The sequence below is a fragment of the Cellulomonas sp. SG140 genome, from assembly GCF_025770785.1.
Classification (GTDB): domain Bacteria; phylum Actinomycetota; class Actinomycetes; order Actinomycetales; family Cellulomonadaceae; genus Cellulomonas.
Genome location: NZ_JANZLA010000011.1, coordinates 78,905 through 102,213 on the forward strand (window position 1 = coordinate 78,905; position 23,309 = coordinate 102,213).

The 23,309-nt window shown below is 73.5% G+C and carries 24 protein-coding genes; 16 read left to right on the forward strand and 8 right to left on the reverse strand.

Annotated features, from left to right (window positions below; genetic code table 11):
* Positions 1–29 precede the first annotated feature (29 nt).
* The 6 genes from ispD to rlmB all read left to right on the forward strand — a co-directional run bounded on the left by ispD (position 30) and on the right by rlmB (position 5,819).
* Positions 30–761: a 2-C-methyl-D-erythritol 4-phosphate cytidylyltransferase gene (gene ispD, locus N0B34_RS16910; protein WP_263732443.1), complete on the forward strand. Its 732-nt coding sequence runs from the start codon at positions 30–32 to the stop codon at positions 759–761.
* A complete protein-coding gene (gene ispF / locus N0B34_RS16915) occupies positions 758–1,273 on the forward strand; it encodes a 2-C-methyl-D-erythritol 2,4-cyclodiphosphate synthase (protein ID WP_263732444.1) in 516 nt (171 codons plus the stop codon). Before ispD ends, ispF begins: the two co-directional genes overlap by 4 nt.
* Positions 1,274–1,417: 144 nt before the next feature.
* Positions 1,418–2,062 carry a TetR/AcrR family transcriptional regulator gene (locus N0B34_RS16920; protein ID WP_263732445.1) on the forward strand — a complete coding sequence of 215 codons (645 nt, stop codon included), beginning with the start codon at positions 1,418–1,420 and terminating at the stop codon, positions 2,060–2,062.
* Positions 2,062–3,357 (forward strand): MFS transporter, encoded by a 1,296-nt coding sequence (locus N0B34_RS16925; protein WP_263732446.1) that lies wholly within the window; start codon positions 2,062–2,064, stop codon positions 3,355–3,357. Before N0B34_RS16920 ends, N0B34_RS16925 begins: the two co-directional genes overlap by 1 nt.
* Before the next feature lie 9 nt (positions 3,358–3,366).
* Positions 3,367–4,803 carry a cysteine--tRNA ligase gene (gene cysS, locus N0B34_RS16930; RefSeq protein WP_263732447.1) on the forward strand — a complete coding sequence of 479 codons (1,437 nt, stop codon included), beginning with the start codon at positions 3,367–3,369 and terminating at the stop codon, positions 4,801–4,803.
* On the forward strand, positions 4,803–5,819 hold the full coding sequence (gene rlmB / locus N0B34_RS16935; protein ID WP_263732448.1) for a 23S rRNA (guanosine(2251)-2'-O)-methyltransferase RlmB: 1,017 nt from the start codon (positions 4,803–4,805) through the stop codon (positions 5,817–5,819). The genes cysS and rlmB overlap by 1 nt, the downstream gene beginning before the upstream one ends.
* A 10-nt stretch (positions 5,820–5,829) precedes the next feature.
* Here rlmB and N0B34_RS16940 read toward each other — a convergent pair whose 3' ends face one another.
* The 8 genes from N0B34_RS16940 to N0B34_RS16975 all read right to left on the reverse strand — a co-directional run bounded on the left by N0B34_RS16940 (position 5,830) and on the right by N0B34_RS16975 (position 14,460).
* A complete protein-coding gene (locus tag N0B34_RS16940; protein ID WP_263732449.1) occupies positions 5,830–7,107 on the reverse strand; it encodes a DUF4032 domain-containing protein in 1,278 nt (425 codons plus the stop codon).
* Between the two features lie 159 nt (positions 7,108–7,266).
* Complete coding sequence (locus N0B34_RS16945; protein ID WP_263732450.1) at positions 7,267–8,388, reverse strand: ABC transporter ATP-binding protein; 1,122 nt, start codon at positions 8,386–8,388, stop codon at positions 7,267–7,269.
* A 229-nt stretch (positions 8,389–8,617) separates the two neighbouring features.
* On the reverse strand, positions 8,618–9,700 hold the full coding sequence (locus N0B34_RS16950; protein WP_263732451.1) for a DsbA family protein: 1,083 nt from the start codon (positions 9,698–9,700) through the stop codon (positions 8,618–8,620).
* Positions 9,701–9,888: 188 nt separating this feature from the next.
* Positions 9,889–11,085: an EAL and HDOD domain-containing protein gene (locus N0B34_RS16955; protein ID WP_263732452.1), complete on the reverse strand. Its 1,197-nt coding sequence runs from the start codon at positions 11,083–11,085 to the stop codon at positions 9,889–9,891.
* 43 nt (positions 11,086–11,128) lie between these two features.
* Positions 11,129–11,587: a flagellar assembly protein FliW gene (locus tag N0B34_RS16960; protein ID WP_263732453.1), complete on the reverse strand. Its 459-nt coding sequence runs from the start codon at positions 11,585–11,587 to the stop codon at positions 11,129–11,131.
* Entirely contained in the window at positions 11,584–12,495 is a 912-nt protein-coding gene (flgL, locus tag N0B34_RS16965; RefSeq protein ID WP_263732454.1) for a flagellar hook-associated protein FlgL, read from the reverse strand. The genes N0B34_RS16960 and flgL overlap by 4 nt, the downstream gene beginning before the upstream one ends.
* Complete coding sequence (gene flgK, locus N0B34_RS16970; protein ID WP_263732455.1) at positions 12,492–13,967, reverse strand: flagellar hook-associated protein FlgK; 1,476 nt, start codon at positions 13,965–13,967, stop codon at positions 12,492–12,494. Before flgK ends, flgL begins: the two co-directional genes overlap by 4 nt.
* Positions 13,968–13,974: 7 nt before the next feature.
* On the reverse strand, positions 13,975–14,460 hold the full coding sequence (locus N0B34_RS16975; protein WP_263732456.1) for a flagellar protein FlgN: 486 nt from the start codon (positions 14,458–14,460) through the stop codon (positions 13,975–13,977).
* 375 nt (positions 14,461–14,835) lie between these two features.
* On the opposite strand from N0B34_RS16975, the gene N0B34_RS16980 reads away from it, so the two are divergent.
* From N0B34_RS16980 to fliG, 10 genes are all read left to right on the forward strand, one after another.
* A complete protein-coding gene (locus N0B34_RS16980) occupies positions 14,836–15,696 on the forward strand; it encodes a sigma-70 family RNA polymerase sigma factor (protein WP_263732457.1) in 861 nt (286 codons plus the stop codon).
* Between the two features lie 134 nt (positions 15,697–15,830).
* Positions 15,831–17,009, forward strand: a complete 1,179-nt coding sequence (locus tag N0B34_RS16985; RefSeq protein WP_263732458.1) for a flagellin — start codon at positions 15,831–15,833, stop codon at positions 17,007–17,009.
* 150 nt (positions 17,010–17,159) lie between these two features.
* Positions 17,160–18,542: a flagellar filament capping protein FliD gene (gene fliD, locus N0B34_RS16990; RefSeq protein ID WP_263732459.1), complete on the forward strand. Its 1,383-nt coding sequence runs from the start codon at positions 17,160–17,162 to the stop codon at positions 18,540–18,542.
* A 19-nt stretch (positions 18,543–18,561) separates the two neighbouring features.
* Positions 18,562–18,987, forward strand: a complete 426-nt coding sequence (fliS, locus tag N0B34_RS16995) for a flagellar export chaperone FliS (protein ID WP_263732460.1) — start codon at positions 18,562–18,564, stop codon at positions 18,985–18,987.
* Positions 18,984–19,310 carry a hypothetical protein gene (locus N0B34_RS17000; protein WP_263732461.1) on the forward strand — a complete coding sequence of 109 codons (327 nt, stop codon included), beginning with the start codon at positions 18,984–18,986 and terminating at the stop codon, positions 19,308–19,310. The genes fliS and N0B34_RS17000 overlap by 4 nt, the downstream gene beginning before the upstream one ends.
* Before the next feature lie 162 nt (positions 19,311–19,472).
* Positions 19,473–19,820: a flagellar basal body rod protein FlgB gene (locus tag N0B34_RS17005; protein WP_412175766.1), complete on the forward strand. Its 348-nt coding sequence runs from the start codon at positions 19,473–19,475 to the stop codon at positions 19,818–19,820.
* On the forward strand, positions 19,820–20,215 hold the full coding sequence (locus N0B34_RS17010; protein WP_263732462.1) for a flagellar basal body rod protein FlgC: 396 nt from the start codon (positions 19,820–19,822) through the stop codon (positions 20,213–20,215). Before N0B34_RS17005 ends, N0B34_RS17010 begins: the two co-directional genes overlap by 1 nt.
* 2 nt (positions 20,216–20,217) lie before the next feature.
* Complete coding sequence (fliE, locus tag N0B34_RS17015; RefSeq protein ID WP_263732463.1) at positions 20,218–20,559, forward strand: flagellar hook-basal body complex protein FliE; 342 nt, start codon at positions 20,218–20,220, stop codon at positions 20,557–20,559.
* Positions 20,559–22,169 (forward strand): flagellar basal-body MS-ring/collar protein FliF, encoded by a 1,611-nt coding sequence (fliF, locus tag N0B34_RS17020; protein WP_263732464.1) that lies wholly within the window; start codon positions 20,559–20,561, stop codon positions 22,167–22,169. Before fliE ends, fliF begins: the two co-directional genes overlap by 1 nt.
* A complete protein-coding gene (gene fliG, locus N0B34_RS17025; RefSeq protein ID WP_263732465.1) occupies positions 22,166–23,170 on the forward strand; it encodes a flagellar motor switch protein FliG in 1,005 nt (334 codons plus the stop codon). Before fliF ends, fliG begins: the two co-directional genes overlap by 4 nt.
* Positions 23,171–23,309: the final 139 nt, after the last annotated feature.

The following is a 23,309-nucleotide window of genomic DNA, read 5'->3' on the forward strand; positions in this document are numbered from 1 at the left end:
CTGCTGACCAGCGCCCGAGGAGCACGGCCGTGACGGTCGCCGCCATCCTCACCGCCGCCGGGAGCGGATCCCGACTGGGCCACGTCCTGCCCAAGGCCTTCGTGCCGGTGCAGGGGGTGGCCCTCGTCGTGCATGCGGCGCGGTCGCTGCTGGCGGCACGGCCGGCCGACGGGCCCGGTGTCGAGCGGCTGGTGGTCACGGTGCCCGCGGGAGAGGTGACTGCCGCACAGGCGCTGCTGCGGGCCGGGCTGGGTCCGCGGGCGTCGTTCGTGGTGGTGGCCGGCGGCGCGACGCGGCAGGCGTCCGTGGCGGCGGGACTCGCGGCGGTCCCGGACGACGCGACGGTGGTGCTGGTGCACGACGCGGCACGGGCCTTCGCACCTCCCGAGCTGGTCGCGCGGGTGGTGCAGGCCGTACGGGCAGGGCACCCCGCGGTCGTGCCGGGGCTGGCCGTCACGGACACGATCAAGCGGGTCGGTGCCGGCGGCGCCGAGGGTGCGCCGGTGCTGGCGACCGTCCCGCGGGAGGAGCTGCGTGCCGTGCAGACGCCGCAGGGGTTCGACCGCGACGTCCTGGTGCGGGCGCACCAGGCGGGGGCCGACCGGGCGGTGGGCGAGGCGACCGCGGCGTCCGACGACGCCGGGCTGGTCGAGGCCCTCGGGCTGCCGGTGTGGATGGTGCCCGGGGACGAGCGGGCCGTGAAGATCACCACCCCGCGGGACCTGCACCTGTCCGAGGTGCTGGCGGCGGTGGCGCCGTGACGACGGGCGAGCCGCTGGGCGGGCGACTGCCTCGCACCGGCATCGGCGTGGACGTGCACGCCTACGACCCGGACCCCGCCGAGGGAGCCGTGCTGCACCTCGCGGGCCTCGAGTGGCCGGGGGAACGGCCGCTGGCGGGCCACTCCGACGCCGACGTCGCCGCGCACGCCGCCGCGGACGCCCTGCTGTCGGCCGCCGGGCTCGGTGACCTGGGCTCGCAGTTCGGCACGTCGGACCCCGCCTGGGCCGGCGCGGCCGGCACGGCCCTGCTGGCGGAGACGGCGCGGCGGGTGCGTGCCGCCGGGTTCGTCGTCGGGAACGTCGCCGTGCAGGTGATCGGCAACCGGCCGCGTCTGGGGTCGCGGCGGGACGAGGCCCAGGCGGCCCTGTCGGCGGCGGCGGGGGGCCCTGTCACGGTCTCCGCGACCACCACGGACGGCCTGGGGCTGACCGGCCGCGGGGAGGGCGTCGCGGCCGTCGCCACGGCGCTGCTGCTGCCCGTCGGCGCCTGAGAGCCGGTCGCCGCAGGGCCGAGCGGGTGACCGCCTCGCGCGTGGGTGCGGAGTGCGCGGTACTTATGACTATCGTCATCCTTGGTTATTCGCCTCGTCGCGGCGCTGCGGTGCCGCGAGCGGCGCCGGTACAAGGAGGGCCCCATGAACCGACTGCCCGTCGCCGAGCGGCGCGAGCAGCTGATCGACGCGGCCATCCGCGTCGCGAGCCGTGACGGCATCGACGCCGCCACCGTGCGCGCCATCGCATCCGAGGCCGGTGTCTCGCTCGGGGTGGTGCACTACTGCTTCCGCGACAAGGACGAGATTCTGCGGTCGATGGCGCACTACATCACCCGCCAGAACCTGACCACGGGCCTGCAGCAGATGCCGCCCGAGGGCGAGGCGGCCGAGATCATCCTCGGCGCGACCCACCTGCTGTGGTCGAACATCGCGCAGACCCGTGGAGCCCAGCTGCTCAGCTTCGAGCTCACCACGTACTCGATGCGTCACCCTGAGGTGCGGCAGGTGTCCGCCGAGCAGTACTCCGTCAGCCACGAGGCCGCGCGGACCTTCCTGGAGAGCGTCGCCGGCGCGGCCCACGTCGAGTGGACGCTGCCGCTCGCCCAGCTCGCCCGGCTGGTCGTGATGGCGACGGACGGCATCACGCTCGCGTGGCTCGCCGACCACGACGGCGACCAGGCGCTGTCCGCCCTCGAGGTGTTCGGCTCGTTCCTCGCCTCCCACATCCGCCCCGCACAGGTTCCCGCGGACGCCCTCGAGCAGCCGCTCGCCGACCAGCCCGCCTGATGGCGTCGCCGGCGGACGCGCTGCCGCGCAGCCTCGCCGTCCCGGTGGCGGCTCGTCGGGCGCGCATCGCGGTCTCGGCGGCGTTCGCCGCCCAGGGGCTGTCCTACGCGCTCGCGCTGAACAGCCTGCCCGTGCTGGAGCGCCGGCACGGCGTCGGCACGGGGCAGGTGACCCTGGTGATCCTCGGCGTGTGCCTGGTGGCGGCCGGCGGCACGGTGCTGGCCGACCGGCTCGCGGCCTCCGCGGCCGGCAGCCGAGGCGGGCTGGTGGCGGGGCTCAGCGTGCTCGCGGCCGCCCTGGTCGGTGTCGCGGCGGCCCCGTCGTTCGCGGTGCTGGTGGGGGCGTTCCTGCTGTACGGCCTCGGCCTGGGGCTGGTGGACGCGTCGGTGAACATGCAGGCCGTCGCGGTCCAGCACCGGTACGGGCGGTCGCTGCTCGCCGGGTTCCACGGGGCGTGGTCCTTCGGGGGGATCGCCGGTGCCCTGCTGGTGGCGGCGCTGGCACCGCGCTGGCCGGCGGACCCGGTGGTGGCGGTGATCCTGCTCGGCACGCCGGCCGCCGTCGCAGCGGCGGTGCTGGTGCGACGCGCCGGGTGGTGGTCCGGGGGTGCGGCCACCGTTGCCGCCGGGACGGCGGCTGACGAGACCGCGGCGACCCGGACGGTGGCGGACGGCGCGGAGCCGTCGGCCGCGACCGCCGTGCCCGGGTCGCGCGCGGTCGTGCCGTGGCGGCCCGTGGTGATGCTCGGGCTGGTGGTGGTGGCGTTCTACATCGTCGACTCGGCGGTGTCGGCCTGGAGCGCCCTGTTCCTGGCGCAGGACGTCGGGGCGCCGACGCACGTGCAGCCCCTCGGCTACGCGGCCTACCTGGGCACGACGCTGCTGTCCCGGGTGGTCGGCGACCTCGGGGTCCGCCGTGCCGGCCGGGCGGCGGTGGTGCGGGTCGGTGCGGTGCTGGGCACCGTGGGTCTGCTCGTGGTGATGCTGTCGCACGGCGCGTGGCTGGTCGTGGCCGGCTTCGGCCTGGTGGGTCTGGGCCTCGGCGTGGTGCCGCCCCTGGCGTTCTCGGCGGCCGGGGACGTGGCGCCCGGGCACGCCGATGCCGTCGTCGCACGGCTGAACTACTTCAACTACGTCGGCGTGGTGCTCGGCGGGGTCGCGGTGGGAGCCGTGGGGTCCGTCCTCACCCTGCGGGCCGGATTCGTGGTGCCCGCGGTGCTGGTGCTGGCGGTGGTGCTGGTCGCGGGCGTGCTGGGCACCCCTGGCGGGCGCGGGTCCACGCAGCCGCCCCGGTAGCCTTGGCCGGTGACCCTCCGGCTCTTCGACTCCGCGACCCGCGCGGTGCGTGACTTCGTCCCCCTCGTCGAAGGCCGGGTCGGCATCTACCTGTGCGGCGCCACCGTGCAGGCGCCACCGCACGTGGGCCACGTGCGGTCGTCGATCGCGTTCGACGTGCTGGTGCGCTGGCTGCGGCGCAGCGGCTACCAGGTGACGATGATCCGCAACGTCACGGACATCGACGACAAGATCCTGGCCAAGGCGGCCGACGCCGGGGTGCCGTGGTGGGCCTGGGCGATGGCCAACGAGCGGGCGTTCACCGCCGCCTACGACGCGCTCGGCGTGCTGCCGCCGGACTACGAGCCGCGCGCCACCGGCCACGTGCCCGCGATGGTGGAGCTGATGACCCAGCTCGTCGACACCGGCCACGCCTACCGGACCGGTCCCGGCGACGTGTACTTCGACGTCCGGTCCTACCCGGCCTACGGCGCGCTGACCAACCAGCGCCTGGACGACATCGTCGAGACCTCCGACGAGCCGGCCGACGGCGCCGACAAGCACGACCCGCACGACTTCGCCCTGTGGAAGTCGCCGAAGCCGGGTGAGCCGGACACCGCCGCGTGGGACACCCCGTTCGGCCGCGGCCGGCCCGGGTGGCACCTGGAGTGCTCCGCGATGGCGCGCCGGTACCTGGGCGACTCGTTCGACATCCACGGCGGTGGCCTGGACCTGCGGTTCCCGCACCACGAGAACGAGCTCGCGCAGTCGCGGGCCGCCGGGTACGGGTTCGCGCGGTACTGGCTGCACAACGGCTGGGTCACGCAGGGTGGCGCGAAGATGAGCAAGTCGCTCGGCAACGGGCTGCTGGTCTCGGCGGTGCTGGCTCAGACGCCGGCGGCGGTGGTGCGGTACGCGCTGACCGCCGTGCAGTACCGCTCGATGCTCGAGTGGACGGACGGCACCCTGGCGGAGGCCGCCGCCACGTGGGACCGCCTGGCCGGGTTCGTGGCACGGGCGGCAGAGAGGGTGGGGGCGGCGGACGCCGCCGCCGTCGCCTCGGCCGAGCTGCCCGCGGACTTCGTCGCGGCGATGGACGACGACCTCAACGTGCCGGCCGCGCTCGCGGTGGTGCACGAGGTGCTGCGCGCCGGCAACTCGGCGCTCGCCCGCGGTGACGACGAGGCGGTGCAGGTCGCGATGGTCGAGCTGCGGGGCATGCTCGACGTGCTCGGCCTGGACCCGGCCGGTGAGCAGTGGGGGTCGGTCCGGTCGGACGACCGCGAGGCGCGCGCGCTGGACGCCCTGGTCGGTGCGGAGCTCGCGGCGCGGGCGCAGGCCCGGGCCGCGAAGGACTTCGCGACGTCGGACGCCATCAGGGACCGCCTCGGCGCCGCCGGCATCGTGGTGGAGGACTCGAAGGACGGTGCGCGGTGGACGCTCGCCGCGCGGGACGAGGAGAGCTGATGGCCGGGAACTCGCAGCGACGCGGTGCGACGCGCAAGGCAGGGTCGAAGAAGGCCCCCGGCGTCGGCACCGGCGGGCACGGCCGCAAGGCGCTGGAGGGCAAGGGCCCCACGCCCAAGGCGGAGGACCGGCCCTACCACGCCGCCCACAAGCGGAAGGTGGCGCAGGAGCGGGCCGGTTCCGCGGCACGCCCGGCGTCCACCGGACGGCCCGGCGCAGGACGGCCGGGTACCGGCCGGTCCGGCGCGTCCGGCCGCGGCCGGCAGACCCCGGGCAAGGAGGTGGTCGGCGGTCGCAACTCGGTGCTCGAGGCGCTGCGCGCCGGCGTGCCCGCCTCGACGGTCTACCTGGCCGCCAAGCTCGAGGCCGACGACCGCACCCGCGAGATCATCGCGATCGCTGCCGACGCCCGGATGCCGATCCTCGAGGTCAGCCGCCTCGAGCTGGACCGGCTGACCGACGGCGGTGTGCACCAGGGCGTGGCGCTGCAGGTGCCGGCCTACGTGTACGGCGATCCCGACGACCTGCTGGACACCGCCGAGCGGTCCGGCCGGCCCGCGCTGATCGTGGCGCTTGACGGCGTCACCGACCCGCGCAACCTCGGTGCCGTGCTGCGCAGCGCCGGGGCGTTCGGCGCGCACGGCGTGCTGGTGCCGTCGCGCCGCTCCGCCGGCGTCACCGCGGCGGCCTGGAAGGTGTCCGCCGGTGCCGCCGCGCGGGTGCCGGTGGCGCGCGCGACCAACCTCGCCCGCACCCTCGCCGAGTACCGGCAGGCCGGGGTGTTCGTCGTCGGCCTGGACGGGCACGGCGACGTCTCGGTGGCCGACCTGCCGTTCTCCGGCGACCCGCTGGTGCTGGTGGTCGGCTCGGAGGGCAAGGGGCTGTCGCGGCTGGTGCGCGAGCAGTGCGACGCGGTGGCGGCGATCCCGATCGCCTCGGCCGTCGAGTCGCTGAACGCGGGCGTGGCGGCGGGGATCGCCCTGTACGAGGTGGCGAAGGCCCGCTCGGTCGGCTGACGCCCCGCCGTCAGTCGGCGACGGGCTCCTCCACGCTGGGGATGGCTCCGGTCTCGTCGCGGATGTCGCCCGGCAGCCCGCCGAGGATCGCCTGCTCGTCGGGACGCAGCGGCAGGATGGTCGACAGGTAGGACGCGACGGCCTGCTCCATCGGCACGTCGCGGTGCTCCTGCTGGGACAGGTACCAGCGGTGGTCCAGCAGCTCGTGGAACACCTGCGCGGGCTCCAGCTTGCCGCGCAGCTCCCGCGGGACGGCCCGGACGGCCGGTTCGAACACCTCGGTCAGCCAGTCGTGGGCGACGAAGGCCTCGTCCTCCCGCTGCCGGTCGGTGGCCGCGCGGTACTCGTCCAGGTCGTTCAGCAGGCGCCGGGCCTGGTTCTCCTGCACGTCGAGGCCGGTGAGGCGCATCAGGCGGCGCGAGTGGTGGCCGGCGTCGACCACCTTGGGCTGGATGCGCACCGTGGTGCCGTCGACGTCGGTGGTGATGTCGATCTCGTCGACGTCGAAGCCGAGGTCGTTGAGCCGGTCGATGCGGGCCTGCACGCGCCACCGGTCGCCGAACCCGAACGACTCCACCTCGGTCAGCGCCCGCCACAGCTCCTCGTAGCGGACCGCCAGCGCGTCGCCGATCGCCACCGCGTCGGTCTCGTCCTCCAGGAACTCACCGGCCTGCAGGTCCATCAGCTCGCCGATGATGTTGACCCGTGCGATCTCCAGGTCGTACGACCGCTGCCCGTCGGTCAGCTTCTCGTGCAGGTCGCCCGTCTCCGCGTCGACCAGGTACGCCGCGAACGTCTCCGCGTCGCGGCGGAACAGGGTGTTGGACAGCGAGACGTCGCCCCAGTAGAAGCCGGCCAGGTGCAGCCGGACCAGCAGCACCGCGAGGGCGTCGATGAGGCGCGTGGCCGTGTCCGGTCGCAGCGACTGGCTGAACAGCGCCCGGTAGGGGAGGGCGAACTGCAGGTGCTCGGTGATCAGGGCGGCCTCGAGCGGCTCACCGTCCGGGGCGTGCCGACCGGTGATCACGCCGACCGGCACCACGCTCGGCACGTCGAGCCGGCGCAGCTGGCGCAGCAGCTCGTACTCCCGGAACGCGACCGTCTCGCCGATCTCCTTGACCGCGATCACCCGGCCGGACAGCCGGGCGAACCGCACGATGTGGCGGGAGATGCCGCGCGGCAGCGCGGCGAGGGCCGACGTCGGCCAGTCCTCCAGCGCGATGTGCCACGGCAGGTCGAGCAGCGCCGGGTCCGCCGAGGCGGCGGTGATCTGCAGGCTCTGCGCCATCGTGGTCCTCTCGGCGGGCTGGGCGGGCTGGGGCGGGCTGGGTGCCCGTCGGTTCGGGTCGGTCCGGCGAGGTGAGCGGCTGCGTGAGCTGCTCCGGGACGACGTGAGGGGCGGGACCGGGTGCCGGTCCCGCCCCTCACGGGCGTCACGTGGAGCGGATCAGAAGCGCTCGCCCGTACCGGCGTGGAACAGGTGCAGGTCGTTCGGACGCACCTTGACGGCGATCTTCTCACCCTTGGCCGGGACACCACGCGGGTCGATGCGGACGATCACCTGCGCGTCGCCGGCACCGGAGTGGATGGTCTCGGCGTTGCCGAAGTCGTCCGTCAGCGAGCCGTACACGAAGGCGTCCGAGCCGAGCTCCTCGACGATGTTCACGGACACCGGGATGGCGTCCGGGGTGCCGACCGGCACCACGTCGAGGTCCTCGGGGCGGAAGCCGACGGTGATGTGGCCCTTGTCGTCGTCCGTCATGGCGCCGATCGCCTCGCGCGGCAGCGTCACGCGGGAGCCACCGAGGTTGGCGGCGCCGTTGAGCACCGGGAACGTGCCGATGTTCATCGCGGGGGAGCCGATGAAGCCGGCGACGAAGACGTTGGCCGGGTGGTCGTACATGTCGCGCGGGGTGCCGACCTGCTGGAGCAGACCGTCCTTCAGCACGGCGATCCGGTCACCCATCGTCAGGGCCTCGGTCTGGTCGTGCGTGACGTACACCGTGGTGACGCCGAGGCGGCGCTGCAGTCCGGCGATCTGCGTACGCGTCTGCACGCGCAGCTTGGCGTCGAGGTTCGACAGCGGCTCGTCCATGAGGAACACCTGCGGCTGGCGGACGATGGCGCGGCCCATGGCGACGCGCTGACGCTGGCCACCGGAGAGGGCCTTCGGCTTGCGGTCGAGGTACTGGGTCAGGTCGAGGATCTTCGCCGCCTCCTCCACCCGCGTGCGGATCTCCGCCTTGGGGGTGCCGGCGATCTTCAGGGCGAAGCCCATGTTGTCCGCGACCGTCATGTGCGGGTACAGCGCGTAGTTCTGGAACACCATCGCGATGTCCCGGTCCTTGGGCTGCACGTCGGTGACGTTGCGGTCGCCGATGAAGATGCTGCCCGAGTTGACGTCCTCCAGGCCGGCGAGCATGCGCAGGGAGGTCGACTTGCCGCAGCCGGAGGGGCCGACGAGGACGAGGAACTCGCCGTCCTCGATGTGCAGGTCGAGCGAGTCCACCGCGGGACGCTCGGTGCCCGGGTAGATCCGGGTCGCGTGGTCGAAAGTGACCGTAGCCATGACTGTGCCAATCCCTTCACCGGCAGGTACGTGCCGGACGATCCGAGTGAAGAGCTGCCCCGGACCACAGCGGACCGGGGAGGTGTCGTCGTCGACACCGTCGACGACGACGGGTACGCGGACCGAGAGGTCCGCGCGCAGTCATCATGCCACAGGGGTCGACGGAGGAGCTGGGCCCCCGGTCCTCGGACGGCCGGGGTGAACCGGTCGGGCGCCTGCGGGCCGCAGGTCAGCCGGCCGGGGTGGCCGTCGGCGTCGGGGTGGGCGTCTGGGTCGGGGCGGGGGTCGGCGTGGGCGTGGCCGTGGCGGCCGACGCCGAGGCGGCGAGCGAGCTGTAGACGGAGGCGACGAACGTGGAGAACGCCGTGGTGTCGTCGACCGAGCCGGTGTAGGGCCGGCCCGCGACGTCGACCGTCACGCCGGTGACCCCCGAGCGGTCGGTGGCCTGCTGCGCCCAGTCGACGTAGCGGCGGCTGGTGATGCACGAGCTCACGGTGCTGGACGTGACGCCGGCGTTCTTGACCAGCGTGACGAGCTGCGCCTGGGTCAGGCCCGCGGAGCCGAAGGTGTGCTGCGCCGTGAACAGGGCGTCGTTGACGGCCAGGGCCGAGCTCGGCTGGTAGCTGGCGACGCAGGCGAAGGCGTTCGCGGCGCGCAGCGCGTAGTCCTGGGCGGTCGTCTCGGTGTTGGGGGTCGCGGTCGGCGTGGGCGTGGCCGACGGGCTGGCGGAGGACGACGTCATGGGGGTGGGCGTGGCCGACGGGGTGGCCGAGGGCGCCGCCGGGGTGCTGGTCGTCGGGGTGGGCGCCGGGGTCGGGGTGTACGCCGTGCGGCCGGACGCGAGCGCCACGGGCCTGATCTCCAGGGTGGCGGCCCCGGACGTGACCCACTGCTCGATGGTGCTGCCGTTGGCGGCCCAGAACGCCGCCGACCGCGGGTCGCCGTAGTCGAGGCTGACCACCAGGTCGAGCGCGCCCGAGCCCGTGCTGACCGGGTGCGGGGTCGGGGTGCCGCCGGCCGGGATCGGCGGGTTCGTCGCGGGGGCGAGGGTGCTGCCGTCGCCGGTGATCAGCAGGCCGTCGCTCATCATGTTCCGCGGACCGACCTGGAGGGCGCGGGCGTGCGCCTGCACCGCGACGGCCACACCGGCGATCACCACGACGACGGTGCTCACCGCCCCCACGCGCAGGGCGATGCGGCGTCGTCGGGCGCGGGCGGCCCGGCGCTCCCGCTCCAGGCGGGCCAGCTCGCGGTCCTCCGCGCGCCGCTGCTTGCGGCTCACCTTCTGCTTGGCGGACCGGTTGTAGCTCACGGCGCGGGCACCCCTTCGTTGCGGCGGCCGGACCCGCGCCCACGCGACCGGGACGTCGCGGCGGCCGTGGCCGGGCATGACGTTCGCAGCCTGGCACGGCGGGCTGGCCGTGCGCCTGAAGTCCGCTGAGAGGTTGCTGTGCACCGCCTCCCGGCCGGCCGCCCGCGCCGGGCGCCCCGCTGGTGCCGTCAGGCCGAGACGGGCTCCACGCACAGGGCGGTCGCGGTGGACAGGGCCGCCGGCACCGCGTCGAGGTAGGCGTGCGCGACGGCGAACGGGTCGATGCCGGTCGCGATGACGGCCTGCGGGTCGTCGGCCTCGTACGCGACCACGGCCTCGAGCACGGATCCGTACCGGCCGGCCCCGTTCAGCAGCGCGTCGGCGACCTGTGCCGAGACGCCGGTGCGCCGCACCATGGTCGCCAGGGACAGGTTCTGCTGGGCGCTGACCGCCGACAGCAGGCCGACGGTGTAGCCGGTCTCGTCCGTGAGTGCGCGGCAGGCGAGCGCGCGGGTCAGGACGGCCCACAGGGGCCCGACGGCCGTGGGGCGGGCGTCGATCAGCGAGGCCATCGCCAGGGCGGCCAGCCGGCGGGCACCCATCAGCACCACCGCGGTGCGGACGGAGTCGACGGTGCGGGCGAGGGCGAACGCCGAGGAGTTGACCATGTGCAGCACGCGCACGGACATCTCGGGGTCGCTGGCGACCATGTTCGCCACCGCGGTGAAGTTGATCTCGTCCTCGACGGACAGCAGCCGCACCAGCTCGAGGCACTGGAGCTCACCGGCGGAGCCCTCGCGGGCCTGCGCCTCCTCGCGGCGCACCAGCATCGGGCCCTGCAGCAGGTCGGCGCCCGCCTCCTGGGCCGCCTGCAGGTCGCGTGCGGTGCCCACGCGCTCGGCGATCACCTGGCCGCCGAGGGCGTGCGCCCGCTCGACCAGCGTGCGCAGCCGCTCCGGCTCCGTGGTCGCGTCCACCTTGGCCCAGCCCGCCAGGGGCAGCAGCGCGTCCTGGCCCGGGGTGGCGGCGTAGTCGCCCAGCACCGTGCGGACGTCCCGGGTGCGCAGGGTGACCACGTGCGTGGCGGCATCCGGATCGGCGGCCATGCGAGCCGTCAGCTCGAGCCAGGTGCCTTGTGCAGCCACCGGCAGGGGGACGGCGCCGGACAGGATGCGGGCGGTCGCCCGGAGGATCACCGGGGCGTCGCCGGCGAGCTCGGTCAGGTCCAGCTGGGCGTAGTGCGCCTCGACCAGGTCCTCGGCGACCGGGTCGGTCGCGACGGCGGAGGTGGCGGCACGCAGCGCGTACGCGCGCACGTTGCGGTCGGCGTCCACGACGGGCTGTCGGTAGACGGCGACCGGGGACGACGGCGACGAGAGGGGCATGCCCCGTCCATCGGCTGGTCAGGGCCCGTCGTGAGGGTTCGGGTCAGCCCAGCGGGGCGCGCAGCGGCAGGTCCTCGTCGAGGACCGTCTGCACGGCACGGCCGTTGTGCGGGTTCACCACGAGCGGGGCGAGCAGGTTGGCCGTCGGGTGCTCACCGTCCGCCTCACCCGGGTGCACCACGCTCAGCAGCACCGGGTCCGGCGCGGGACCGGCAGCGGGGCGCCCGCGCACGCCGTCCAGCGCGTCCGTGGGGATGGACGGCGCGTAGTCGGGGAAGAACAGGCCGGGGCTGACGACGAACAGCCGGACCCGCGGCGCCGCCGCGTCGGGCGCGCTGCGCAGCGCGAACAGCAGACCCTCGTCGTCCAGCGCGTCGAGGGCGTACTCCGTGCGGCCGGGCAGGCCCGGGAGCGGGTCGGCGAACCGCAGCACGGCGGGGACCTGGCGGGGGCCGGCCGCGGTGGACACGGTCACGGTCTGCGCCGCGGGGGCGGGGGTCACTTGAGGAAGTCCATCAGCGTGGGCTGCAGCACGCGACCGGTGGCGCCGAGAGCGCCCTGGTAGGCGACCTCCTGCGACTTCAGCTGCATGATCACCTCGGCCAGGTCGATGTCCTGCAGGCCGGAGGTCTGGGTCTTCACCGTCTGGCTCGCGCTGGTCAGGTCCGCCGTCGAGGCGTCGAGCACCCGCTGGCGGCTGCCGACCGAGGCGGCCTCGTTGGTCACGGCGTTCAGGTGGCCGTCCAGCTGGGACAGGTACTGGGTCGGGTCGCCGCCGGCGTTCAGCGTGCTGGCGATCGTGTCGAGCGTGGCGAACACCGAGCTGGTGCCGTTGCCGAACACGGCGGCACCGTCGGAGTCGACGCGGACCTGCGTGTCCGTACCCACCTGCCGCTGCACGGACGAGCCGGCGACGCCGTTGAACGTGTAGGTCGGGTTGCCGCTGGCGTCGGTGCCCACGGTGTACGCAGCACCGGTGTTGGCGGTACCGGCGAACACCGTGCGACCGAGGAAGGTGGTGTTGGCCTGCTTGAGCAGGTCGTCCCGGATGCCGGCGATCTCGGTGGCCAGCGCCTGCCGAGAGGTCAGGCCGTAGGCGCCGTTGCCGCCCTGGACGGTCAGGTCCCGGGCGCGCTGCAGCGCGGTGGTGGTGGACGACAGGGCGGTGTCGATGGTGGTGAGCCACGACGTGCCGTCGGAGGCGTTGCGGCCGAACTGGTCGAGCTGGCGGGCCGAGGCGTTCAGCCGCATCACGTCCGAGGTGGCCGACGGGTCGTCCGACGGCAGCTGGAGCTTGGTGCCGCTGGACATCTGCGCCTGCAGGGTGGCCATCCGGCTGAGGTTGGACTGCAGGTTGCGCAGGCTCGAGGCCTGCACCGTCTGCTGCGTCACACGGCCGAGCATGCTCATCTCCCCACGGTTCCGGTGCGGTTGATCAGGGTGTCCAGCATCTCGTCCATCGCGGTGATCACCCGGGCGGCGCCCTGGTAGGCCCGCTGGAAGGCGAGCATCGAGACGGTCTCCTCGTCGGTGTCCACGCTCGCGCCGGACTGCTGCGCCGTCTCCGCCGAGGCGCGGGCCTGCTCGGCCACCCCGCTGCGGGACGAGGCCGACGCCGACATGCTGCCGACCTGCGCCACGGCGGCGGCCCACACGGCACCGGGACCGGTCGAGCTGTCGGCGAGCGCGGCGATCTTCTGCCCGACGGAGCCGTCGAGCGGCCCGCTGCCGGGTGCCGCGACGGCGATCTGGTCGGGGGTGCTCAGCGCGACGGAGATGCCGGCGGCCGCGGACCCGCCGCTGATGGTGAAGAAGTTGGTGCCGCCAGGGGCGGTGGAGCCGGCGCTGGCCTGGGCGACGGTCTGACCCTGCTGGTGCAGGGCGTTGACCCCGTCGGCGAGGGCCTGCGCCACCGAGTCCAGGCTCGCGGCGGCCTCGGTCAGCATGCCGCCGGTGCCGGACGCGTCCGGCGGGGCCAGCACGGTCAGCAGGCCGGCGACCCGGCCGCCGGACAGCGCCGCGTCCTGCGTCGGGGCGTCGGCCCACACGACCCGGACGGCGGCCGCGACCACCGGCGGGACGGCCGAGGGGTCACCGGTCGCACCGGAGAACGCTGCCGGGCCGCTGACGGCGAGCTGCCGCACGTGGTCGCCGGACACCAGCATGTTGCCGCCCACCATGACGTCGAGCTGGCCGTCGGCCCGCTGCCGCGCCGTGGCGCCCACCAGGCCGGACAGCTGCGTGACCAGCTGGTCGCGCTGGTCGGCCAGCTCGTTGGCGCTGCCGCCGGAGTTGGTGATGTCGAGGATGCGCTTGTTCAGGTCCGCGACGTTCGACGCGAGCGTGTTGGTCTGGTCCACCAGGGTGCCGGCGGTGGTGCGCGCCTGCTGCCACTGCGTCTGCAGGTCGCCGTACCGGGCGTGCAGCGTCTCGGTCACCTGCCGCGCGTCGTCGAGCAGCACCGTGCGGGCGGCGGCGTCGTCGGGGGAGTTGGCCACGTCGTGCCAGCCGGCCCAGAACGTCGACAGCTGGGAGGACAGGCCGGTGGTCGACGGCTCGCCGAGGCTCGTCTCGAGCGTGGTGTACGCATCCGCGCGAGCGGCCAGGAAGGAGGCGGTGCCGGTGTGCGAGCGCAGCTGGGTGTCGAGGAACTGGTCGGACAGCCGGGAGATCCCGCTGACCTGCGTGCCCATGCCGACGCCGTCGGAGGTGGCGAACATCGACGGCACCTGGGCGCCGGGCACCGAGGCGAGGTCGACGCGCTGCCGGGTGTAGCCGGGGGTGTTGGCGTTGGCGATGTTCTGGCCCGCCACGGTGAGCGCCTGCCGCTGGGCGATCAGGGAGCTCAGGGCGGTGCCGAGGCCCGAGAAGGTGCTGGCCATCCCCGCCTCAGATCGACCGGTCGAGGACGCGGGAGCCGTGCTCGGCGAGCACGGCCGCCTGGCCGGACCCGTCGTACGTCTGCACCGAGTCCTGCAGGGACATCAAGGTCTCCTGCGTGGCGCGGTGCGACATGGCCAGCAGCTCGCGGTTGTCGTCCGCCAGCCGGCTGATCTCGCCGGTGAGGGACAAGAACGCCTCGTGGTGGGCGCGCAGCAGCTCGTCCCACGGCTCCGGTGCGGCGTCGGCGAGCGCACGCAGGCCGGCGTCGGCGCTGAGCCCGAGCTCGCGGGCGGCGGAGTCGGCGGCGACCGCACGGGCGATCTCGGCGGAGCGGATCTCATCCAGCACCGCCTCCACCTCGCGCGTGGCGTTGGCGAGCCAGCGGGTGCGGCCGCTGCTCAGCACCAGCTGCTCCTCCTCGAGCTTGAACAGGAGCAGGTCCAGCAGGTGACGTTCCTGCCAGAGGACGTCGGACAGCTGGGTCAACGACATCTCTCTGCCCTCCTCTCGTGCGCGGTCCGGTGGTCGGCGGGTGAAGCCGCGGTGAACTCTGCCGTAGGTATCGGCCGGTACCGCCGGGATCTGACCCGAACGGCCCAATCCGACGTTGACCTGCATACCGAGCGGTAGCCCCAGAGCGACGATGACCAGCATGTGAGACGGGTGTGCAACGTCGTAGGAATCGGCGATGTGACGTCGGTCACACGCTTCCGGGGAAGTGGAGCGATCTGACGGAGAACGTCCGAATTTCCGCGGAACCATACGTCCGGATTTGTTGCACGCCCGACGCAATGACCCCTTCGGGCGTTCCTCGCCGCTGCGGGGAAACCGTTCAAGTCCCCCCGTGGGAGCGACGACCTTTCTCCCATGAACGCGCACGACGAGCTGGTGGTGAACAACCTCGCGTTGGTCGGCTACCACGTCACCGAGCTGCTGCACCGCGTCCCGCCGTCGGTGACGCGCGACGAGCTGGCCTCCGCCGGTTCGCTCGCCCTGGTCCTCGCCGCCCGCAGCTTCGACCCCGAGGCCGGGGTGCCGTTCGCTCGTTACGCCTCGCTGCGCATCAAGGGCGCCCTGCTCGACGAGCTGCGCTCGATGGACTGGGCCAGCCGCTCCGCCCGCCGCCGGGTCCGTGAGCTGTCCGAGGTGACCGAGCGCCTGCGCGCCACGCTGGGCCGCGAGCCCAGTCGGGACGAGCTCGCCTCCGCCCTCGGCACCGACGCCGCCGGTGTGGACGTCGCCCGGCACGACGCCGAGCGGCGCGTGCTGTCCATCGACGCCTCCGAGACGCCGATCGCCGACTCCATCGCCGACGACGACGCGACCCCCGAGGAGCAGGTGCTGGCCGCCGAGCAGCGGCACTGGCTGCGTGCGGCGGTCGAGGTGCTGCCGGAGCGGCTGCGCGCCGTGGTCAGCGGCCTGTACCTGGAGGACCGGTCGATCGCCGACCTCGCCGACGAGCTCGGCGTCACCCAGTCGCGGATCAGCCAGCTGCGCACCGAAGCCCTGGGGCTGCTGCGCGACGGCATGAACGCCTCGATGAACCCCGGGCTGGTGCGCGGCGGCGAACGTCCCGGCGGCGTCGCCGAGCGGCGCCGGCAGGCGTACTTCGCCGCGGTCGCGGCGCGTGCCGCGATGCCGGCCAGCGTGTACGGCGCGCACGTGCCCTCGCCGCGGACCGGCAGCGCGATGCCGACGGCCTTCGCAAGCCGGGCGCTCGGCGCCTGACGCCTGCGCCGAGGCGATCTGCGCACCGCGACGAAAAGTCCGCGCAGAACTCCTCAGACCAGCGCCACCGGTGGCGATGAACGGGGTGTGCCCACGGATGGGCCGCCCGACCCGAACTCAGGAGGAAGAGAACGATGGGTCTCTCGATCAACCAGAACATCGCCGCGGTCAACGCGTACCACAACCTGGCGAACACCCAGAACGACCTGTCCAAGTCCCTGGAGAAGCTGTCCAGCGGCTTCCGCATCAACCGTGCCGCCGACGACGCGGCCGGCCTGGCCATCTCCGAGGGCCTGCGCTCGCAGATCGGTGGCCTCAAGGTCGCCGTCCGCAACGCCCAGGACGGCACCTCGGTGGTCCAGACCGCTGAAGGTGCGCTGAACGAGTCGACCTCGATCCTGCAGCGCATGCGCGACCTGTCCGTGCAGGCCTCGAACGACGGTGGCCTGTCCGCCGACGCCAAGGGCAACATCCAGTCCGAGATGACCCAGCTCAAGTCCGAGCTGAGCCGCATCGCGAACACCACGCAGTTCAACGGCACCAAGCTGCTGGACGGCTCCTACAAGGGCGTCTTCCAGGTCGGGGCCAACCAGGGCGAGACCATCACGGTCCAGGTGGGACAGGCGATGGGCGCGGCCGGCCTCAAGGTCGACGGCGTCGACGTGACCGCCGCCGCCGGTGCCGGTGCCCTCACCGGCTCGACCACGACCGCCGCCGCGGTGGGCACCGCGTCGGTCGCCACGGTGGACGGCAGCAAGGACTACACCGCGCTCGCCAACTGGGGCTCGAAGCTGAACGGCTCGATCTCCTTCAACGGCAACAGCCTGGACCTCGGCACGGTCGACGTCGCCTCGGGCGCTGCGGTGTCCGACAAGGTGACGGCGCTGCAGAACGCCGCGAACGCGACCTTCGGCACCGGCAAGGTCACCGTCGCGGCGACGGCCACCGGCCTGACCTTCACGGGTACCGCCGCGGCCGCCGGTGCGACGGCGCAGGACCTGGCGAACGCGACGGTGTCGTTCACCGCCGCGACGGGCGCCCAGATGGCCATCAAGACCATCGACACCGCGATCAGCACGGTCTCCACGGTCCGCGCCAACCTCGGCGCCGTGCAGAACCGCTTCGACCACACGGTGAAGAACCTCAACGTGGCGGTCGAGAACCTGTCCGCGTCGGAGTCCCGCATCCGCGACACCGACATGGCGTCGGAGATGGTCTCGTTCACCCGGGCCCAGATCCTGTCCCAGGCCGGCACCTCGATGCTGGCCCAGGCCAACCAGCTGCCGCAGAGCGTTCTCAAGCTGCTCCAGTGATCCACCCGGTGACCGGCTGACGGTCACCAGACGCGAGCGCCCCCGCGGCGCCCGCACCCGGCACCGGCGGCGACGGGCTCCTTCCCGCGCCGCCGGTGCCGTCTGAACCACCGAGCACCAACCCGGTACCCGACAGCAAGGACGGATCTCGTGGCGACCAGCAGCATGGGCATCGACGGCCTGGTCAGCGGCCTGAACACGACCGACCTGATCAACCAGCTGATGTCGGTCGAGTCGGGCCCGCAGACCCTGCTCAAGACGCAGCAGTCCGACACCCAGACGTTCGTCGCCGCGCTGCAGTCCCTGAACACCAAGGTCGCCTCGCTCGGCACCGCCGCCACCGCAGCGTCGACCGCCACGTCCTGGGGCGCCCTGACCGCGACCTCGTCCGCCACCTCCGTCACCGCGACGGCCACCACCAGCGCCTCGCCCACGCAGGTCAGCTTCACCGTCGACAAGCTGGCGCAGCGGCAGGTGTCGCTGACCGACGTCTTCACGGACGTTGCGTCCTTCACCGGCACCGGCAACTCCCTGACCCTGACCTCCGCCGCCGGCTCCACCCAGATCGACACCACCGGCATCACCAGCGTCGCCGGCCTGGCGAGCGCGATCACCGCGTCCAACGCGGGAGTGTCCGCGGTCGCGGTCCAGGTGACCGGTGGCTACCGCCTCCAGCTCTCCGCCAAGCAGACCGGTGCCGCCAGCGCGTTCCAGCTGTACCAGGGCACCCCTGCCGACGTGACCGCCGGGACCGCGACGGCGAAGACGCTCACCTCGCTCACCGCCGCGCAGGACGCCCAGCTGACCCTGTGGCCCGGGACGTCGGCCGCGCAGACGTTCACGTCGACCACCAACACGTTCAGCAACGTCCTGACCGGGGTGTCGATCACCACCAGCGCCGTCGAGACCAACCCGGTGACACTGACGCTCGGCCGCGACACCACCGCGCTCAGCACGCTCGGGTCCAACCTGGTCAGCCAGCTGAACCTGGTGCTCGGCGAGATCAGCAGCCGGACCAGCTCCACGACCACGACAGACCCGACCACGGGCGGCACCGTGGTGACACCCGGCATCCTCGGCATGGACTCGTCCGTCAGCACGCTGCAGCAGCAGCTGACCTCGGCCGCGTCCTACCCGGTCAACGGCGTCTCCCCGTCGACCATCGGGATCTCGATCCAGCGCGACGGCACCTTCGCCTTCGACCAGGCCGCCTACAGCGCGGCGCTCGCAGCGGACCCGCAGAAGGTGCAGGACGTCGTCTCCGGCCTGGCCGCCCGCGTCGCCGCGGTGACCACGTCGACGTCGGACCCGACCAGCGGCACCCTGACCGCCGAGATCACCGCCCAGCAGGGCGTGGTGAAGGACCTCGGCGACCAGATCAGCCAGTGGGACGTCACCCTGCAGCTGCGGCGGGAGAGTCTGCAGACGACGTACTCGAACCTCGAGGTGACGCTGTCCAACCTCAAGTCGCAGTCGAGCTGGCTGGCCAGCCAGCTCGGGTCGCTCAGCGGCTCGTCCAGCTCGTCGAACTGACACCACCGGAGGACTCCTCATGTCCGACCTGCGCGCCCGCTACCTGGCGGACTCCGTCGCCACGGCCTCGCCGGCGCGGCTGCTGACACTGCTGTACGACCGGCTGCTGCTGGACCTGCACCGCGCCACCTCGGCGCTGGAGACAGGCGACCGTGGCGGCGCCGGCAGCCACCTGGCGCACGCCCAGGACATCGTCTGCGAGCTGATCTCCACGCTGGACGTCTCGGCGTGGGAGGGCGGCAACCGCCTGATGTCGCTGTACGGCTGGCTGCTGAACGAGCTGCTCACCGCCGGCACCGCAGGCGACGCCGCCCGCGTCGAGGCCTGCCGCGGCGTGGTCGCCCCGCTGGCCGAGGCCTGGCACCAGGCGGCCGACGCGCTCGCCGGGGCGGACCGCCCCGCGGCCGAGCCCGTCGCGGCCACCGGGCTGCTCGGCGTCGCATGACCACCGGGTGGTCGGACGCCTGGGAGCAGGCGCTCGACGCACTGGAGCTCGACGTCGCCGCGGCGGAGCTGCTGCTCGCCGCCGCGCACGGCACCGGGGGCGGCATGGCGCCCGCCGTCCGCACGTGGCGGCCGCCCGTGGACCTGGGCCCGCTGCCGGCCAGCCTCGAGGAGCGGGCGCGCACGCTGCGCGACCGTCAGCTCGAGGTGGCGAAGGCCGTCTCGGAGGCCGTCGTGCGGTCGCGGCGGCAGCTCGCGGCGACCCGGGCCGTGCTCGGCACCGTCGCCGAGCGGCGGCCGGTGTACGTCGACCTCGACGGCTGAGGCGCGCGAGGCCGAACCGGACGTATCGCACCTGATCAGACGGCTTCTGCAGAACTTCTCAGCACCCTCGGCGACCTGCCGATCGACAGGGCTGAGCACGGATCGCTCGACCCTCTGGCCACGGATCGGCCTCTCGTACTCGTCGATGAGGTGTGCACGGCCATGGGTCTGTTCGACTCGGTGAGCTATGTCGCGCTGCACAGTGCGCTGGACGGGCTCGCCCTGCGTCAGCGTGCGATCGCGGACAACGTCGCCAACATCAACACCCCGGGGTACACGGCCCGACGGGTGTCGTTCGAGCAGGCGCTGAGCGCGGCCGTCAGCAACGGGTCCGGTGCGGTCGCCGCCACCGAGTCGCGGTCGCTCGAGCCGACCCGCACCGACGGCAACAACGTCAACCTCGACACCGAGACCGTGCTGAACATCGACACCAACCTGCGCTTCCAGCTCGCGTCGCAGGCCGTGTCCAGCCAGCTGTCCGCCGTGCGCGCCGCGATGCGGACCGCCTGATGACGATCTTCGGCGCCCTCGGCATCGCCGGCTCCGGCCTGACGGTGCACCGCAAGTGGCTCGACGCGGTCAGCGACAACCTGGCCAACGTCAACGACGCGACCAGCACCTCCCAGTCGGCGTTCCAGGCCCGGTACGTGGTGGCCCAGGAGATGGGCGGCGAGGGCGGCGTCGCCGTCGCCGGGGCCGTGCTCTCCGGCGACACCACCGGTCGGGTGGTCTACGAGCCCGGCAACCCGCTGGCCGACGCCCAGGGCAACGTGCGGTACCCGGAGATCGACACCGCCAGCCAGATGACCCAGCTGATCATCGCGCAGCGCGGCTACCAGGCGAACGCCGCGGTGATCGAGCGTGCGACCGAGGCCTACCAGGCCGCTCTCCAGATCGGGAAGTGACCATGAGCGTCTCCGCGATCGGCGCAGTCGGCGCCGCGAGCCCTGCCCTGACCGCCCTGACGGGCGTCGCCGGCGTCACCCCGACCACGGCGGCCGGCTCGACCGCCGGCACCACGGCCACCTCCGGCGCGGGCTTCGCGAACGTGCTGTCCGGCGTCGACCGGCTGCAGCAGCTGCAGTCCACGGCCCAGGACCTGTCGGTGAAGGCCGTCACCGGTGACCTCACCGACGTGCACGACTACACGATCGCCGCGTCCGAGGCGAACCTGGCGATGGAGCTGACCGCGGCGGTCCGCAACAAGGCGGTCGACGCGTTCAACGAGATCATGCGGATGCAGGCCTGATGCCCGCGCCGCTGCAGTCCGTCATCGCCCGCCTGCAGGCGGCGGTGCGGCAGTTCTCGATCGCCCAGCGCACGTTCGCGGTGCTGGCCGTCGCCGCCCTGGTGCTCGGTGGCGTGGCGCTGTCCAGCTACCTGACCAAGCCGACGATGGGCCCGCTGTTCAGCGGTCTGTCCGGCGCGGACGCCAGCGCGATCGTCGACCAGCTCGGCTCCAAGGGGATCAAGTACCAGCTGGCCGACGGCGGCTCCACCATCCTGGTGCCGCAGGACAAGCTGTACGCCGAGCGCATCGCGATGGCGGCGGCCGGCCTGCCGGCCAACAAGAGCGGTGCCGGGTACTCGCTGCTCGACTCGATGCCGGTCACCGCGTCGGAGTTCCAGCAGAAGACCACCTACCAGCGCGCGCTCGAGGGCGAGCTGGCCAAGACGGTCGGCGCGATCGACGGCGTCGACCAGGCCACGGTGCAGCTGGCGATCCCGGACGACTCCGTCTTCGTCGAGAAGAAGAAGGACCCGACCGCCTCGGTGTTCGTGCGGACGCGCACCGGCGCGACGCTGAGCAACGACCAGGTGCAGGCGATCGTCCACCTGGTGTCCGCGGGCATCCAGGGCATGACGCCCACCGACGTCGCCGTGATCGACGCGTCCGGCAAGGTGCTGTCCGCCGTCGGCACCGGCACCACCAGCGGCCCGATGTCGTCGGGCGCCACCACCGACTACGAGGCCCGCGTGCAGCAGGCCGTGCAGCGGATCCTCGACCCGCTGGTCGGCGCCGGGAACTCCGCGGTGACCGTGACCGCGCAGCTCGGCACGTCGTCCAGCCAGACCACCACGGAGACCTTCTCCGCCACGCCGACCACCCCGCCGCTGGCGTCGTCCACCAAGACGGAGCAGTACAGCGGCGCCGGCGGTGCCGGTGCGGCCGGCGTGCTCGGCCCCGACAACATCGCCGTGCCGTCCGGCTCGAGCACCAGCGGCACCGGCAGCTACACCTCCACCAGCACCGACGTGACCAACTCGGTGAACAAGAGCACCCAGGTGGTCACCACCCCGCCGGGCGGCGTGCAGCGGCAGTCGGTGTCGGTGGCCGTCGACGCGAAGGCGGGCGGCGCGCTGGACATGACGGCGCTGACCCAGGCGATCTCGGCCGCCGCCGGCATCGACCCCACCCGCGGCGACACCATCTCGGTGCAGCGGATGGCCTTCGACACCACGTCCGCGCAGAACGCCGCCACGGCCCTGGCCAAGGCGGACGCGGCGACGGCGGCCGAGAAGAAGCAGTCGATGATCAAGCAGGCCGCGATCGCCGGCGCCGTGCTGCTGCTGGTGGTCTTCCTGATCGTGCTGGGCATGCGCCGGTCCCGCCGGGCCCGTCGCGAGGCGCTCGACCTCGGGTCGCTCACCGCGGTGGACGAGGGCTTCGACCTGCCCGACGGCATCGACGGGGCCGCCCTGCACCCGGTGCTGCCGCCCGGCCCGTCGCCCCTGCTGCCGGACCCGCGCGCCGTGCGCCGTGAAGAGGTCGAGGCGATGGCGGACGAGCAGCCCGCCGAGGTCGCCGAGCTGCTGCGCGGCTGGCTGGCCGCACCGTCCTCCGGGCGGCGGCGATGAGCCTCGGGCTGACCGGGCCGCAGAAGGCCGCCACGCTGCTGCTCCAGCTGGGCAAGGACCGTGCCGCCCGGGTGCTGTCCCAGCTCACCGAGCAGGAGATCGAGGAGCTGACCGCCGAGATCCTGCACCTGGAGCGGATCGACCCCGAGGTCGCCGGCGAGGTGCTCGACGAGTTCTGGGAGGCGACCAACACCGGGCCGTCGTTCGGCGGCGGCATGGGGCTCGCCCAGCGGCTGCTCGAGGCGTCCCTCGGCACCGAGCGCGCCGCCGGGATGATGGAGCGGCTGCAGACGACGCTGGCGGGTCAGCCGTTCGAGTTCCTGCAGCAGGCCGACGCCCGGCAGGTGGTGTCGCTGCTGTCCGGCGAGCACCCGCAGACCGTCGCCCTGGTGCTGGCGCACCTGCGTCCGGAGCACGCGTCCGCGATCCTCGCCGGCCTGCCCGGCGCCGAGCAGGCGGACGTCGCGCACCGGATCGCCCTGATGGAGCGGGCCTCCCCGGACGTGGTCGCCGTGGTGGCCGAGAGCTTGCAGCGCAAGGCGTCCGCCGTGCTGGCGCCGCGGGAGCTGGCGGCGGTCGGCGGCGTGCAGCCGCTGGTCGAGATCATCAACCGGGCCGACCCGGGCACCGAGAAGGCGATCCTCGAGGGGCTCGCGGCGCGCGACGAGGCGCTGGCCGAGGAGGTCCGCAGCCGGATGTTCGTGTTCGCGGACATCGTGCTGCTCGAGGACCGCGCCATGCAGCTGGTGCTGCGCGGCGTCGAGGTGCCGGCGCTCGCCCTGGCGCTCAAGGGCTCCGGCCCCGAGGTGCGTGACACGGTGCTGCGCAACCTGTCCGAGCGGGCGCGCGAGAACCTGCTCGAGGAGATCGAGCTGCTCGGCCCGGTCCGCATGTCCCAGGTCGAGGACGCCCGCGCGGGCATCGTGCAGGTGATCCGCCGCCTCGAGGAGAGCGGGCAGATCACCATCCGGCGCGACGCCGAGGACGAGTACGTTGCCTGACTCCGACGTCGTCGCCGTCGCCTTCCCCGCGCTGGACGCGCCGGGGAGCGCCGGGGTGCCCACGCAGCGGTCCGGCGACGGCGCGCACGCGGCCGGCTTCGCCGCGGGGTTCGCCGCGGGGGCGCGGGCCGCCGCCCGG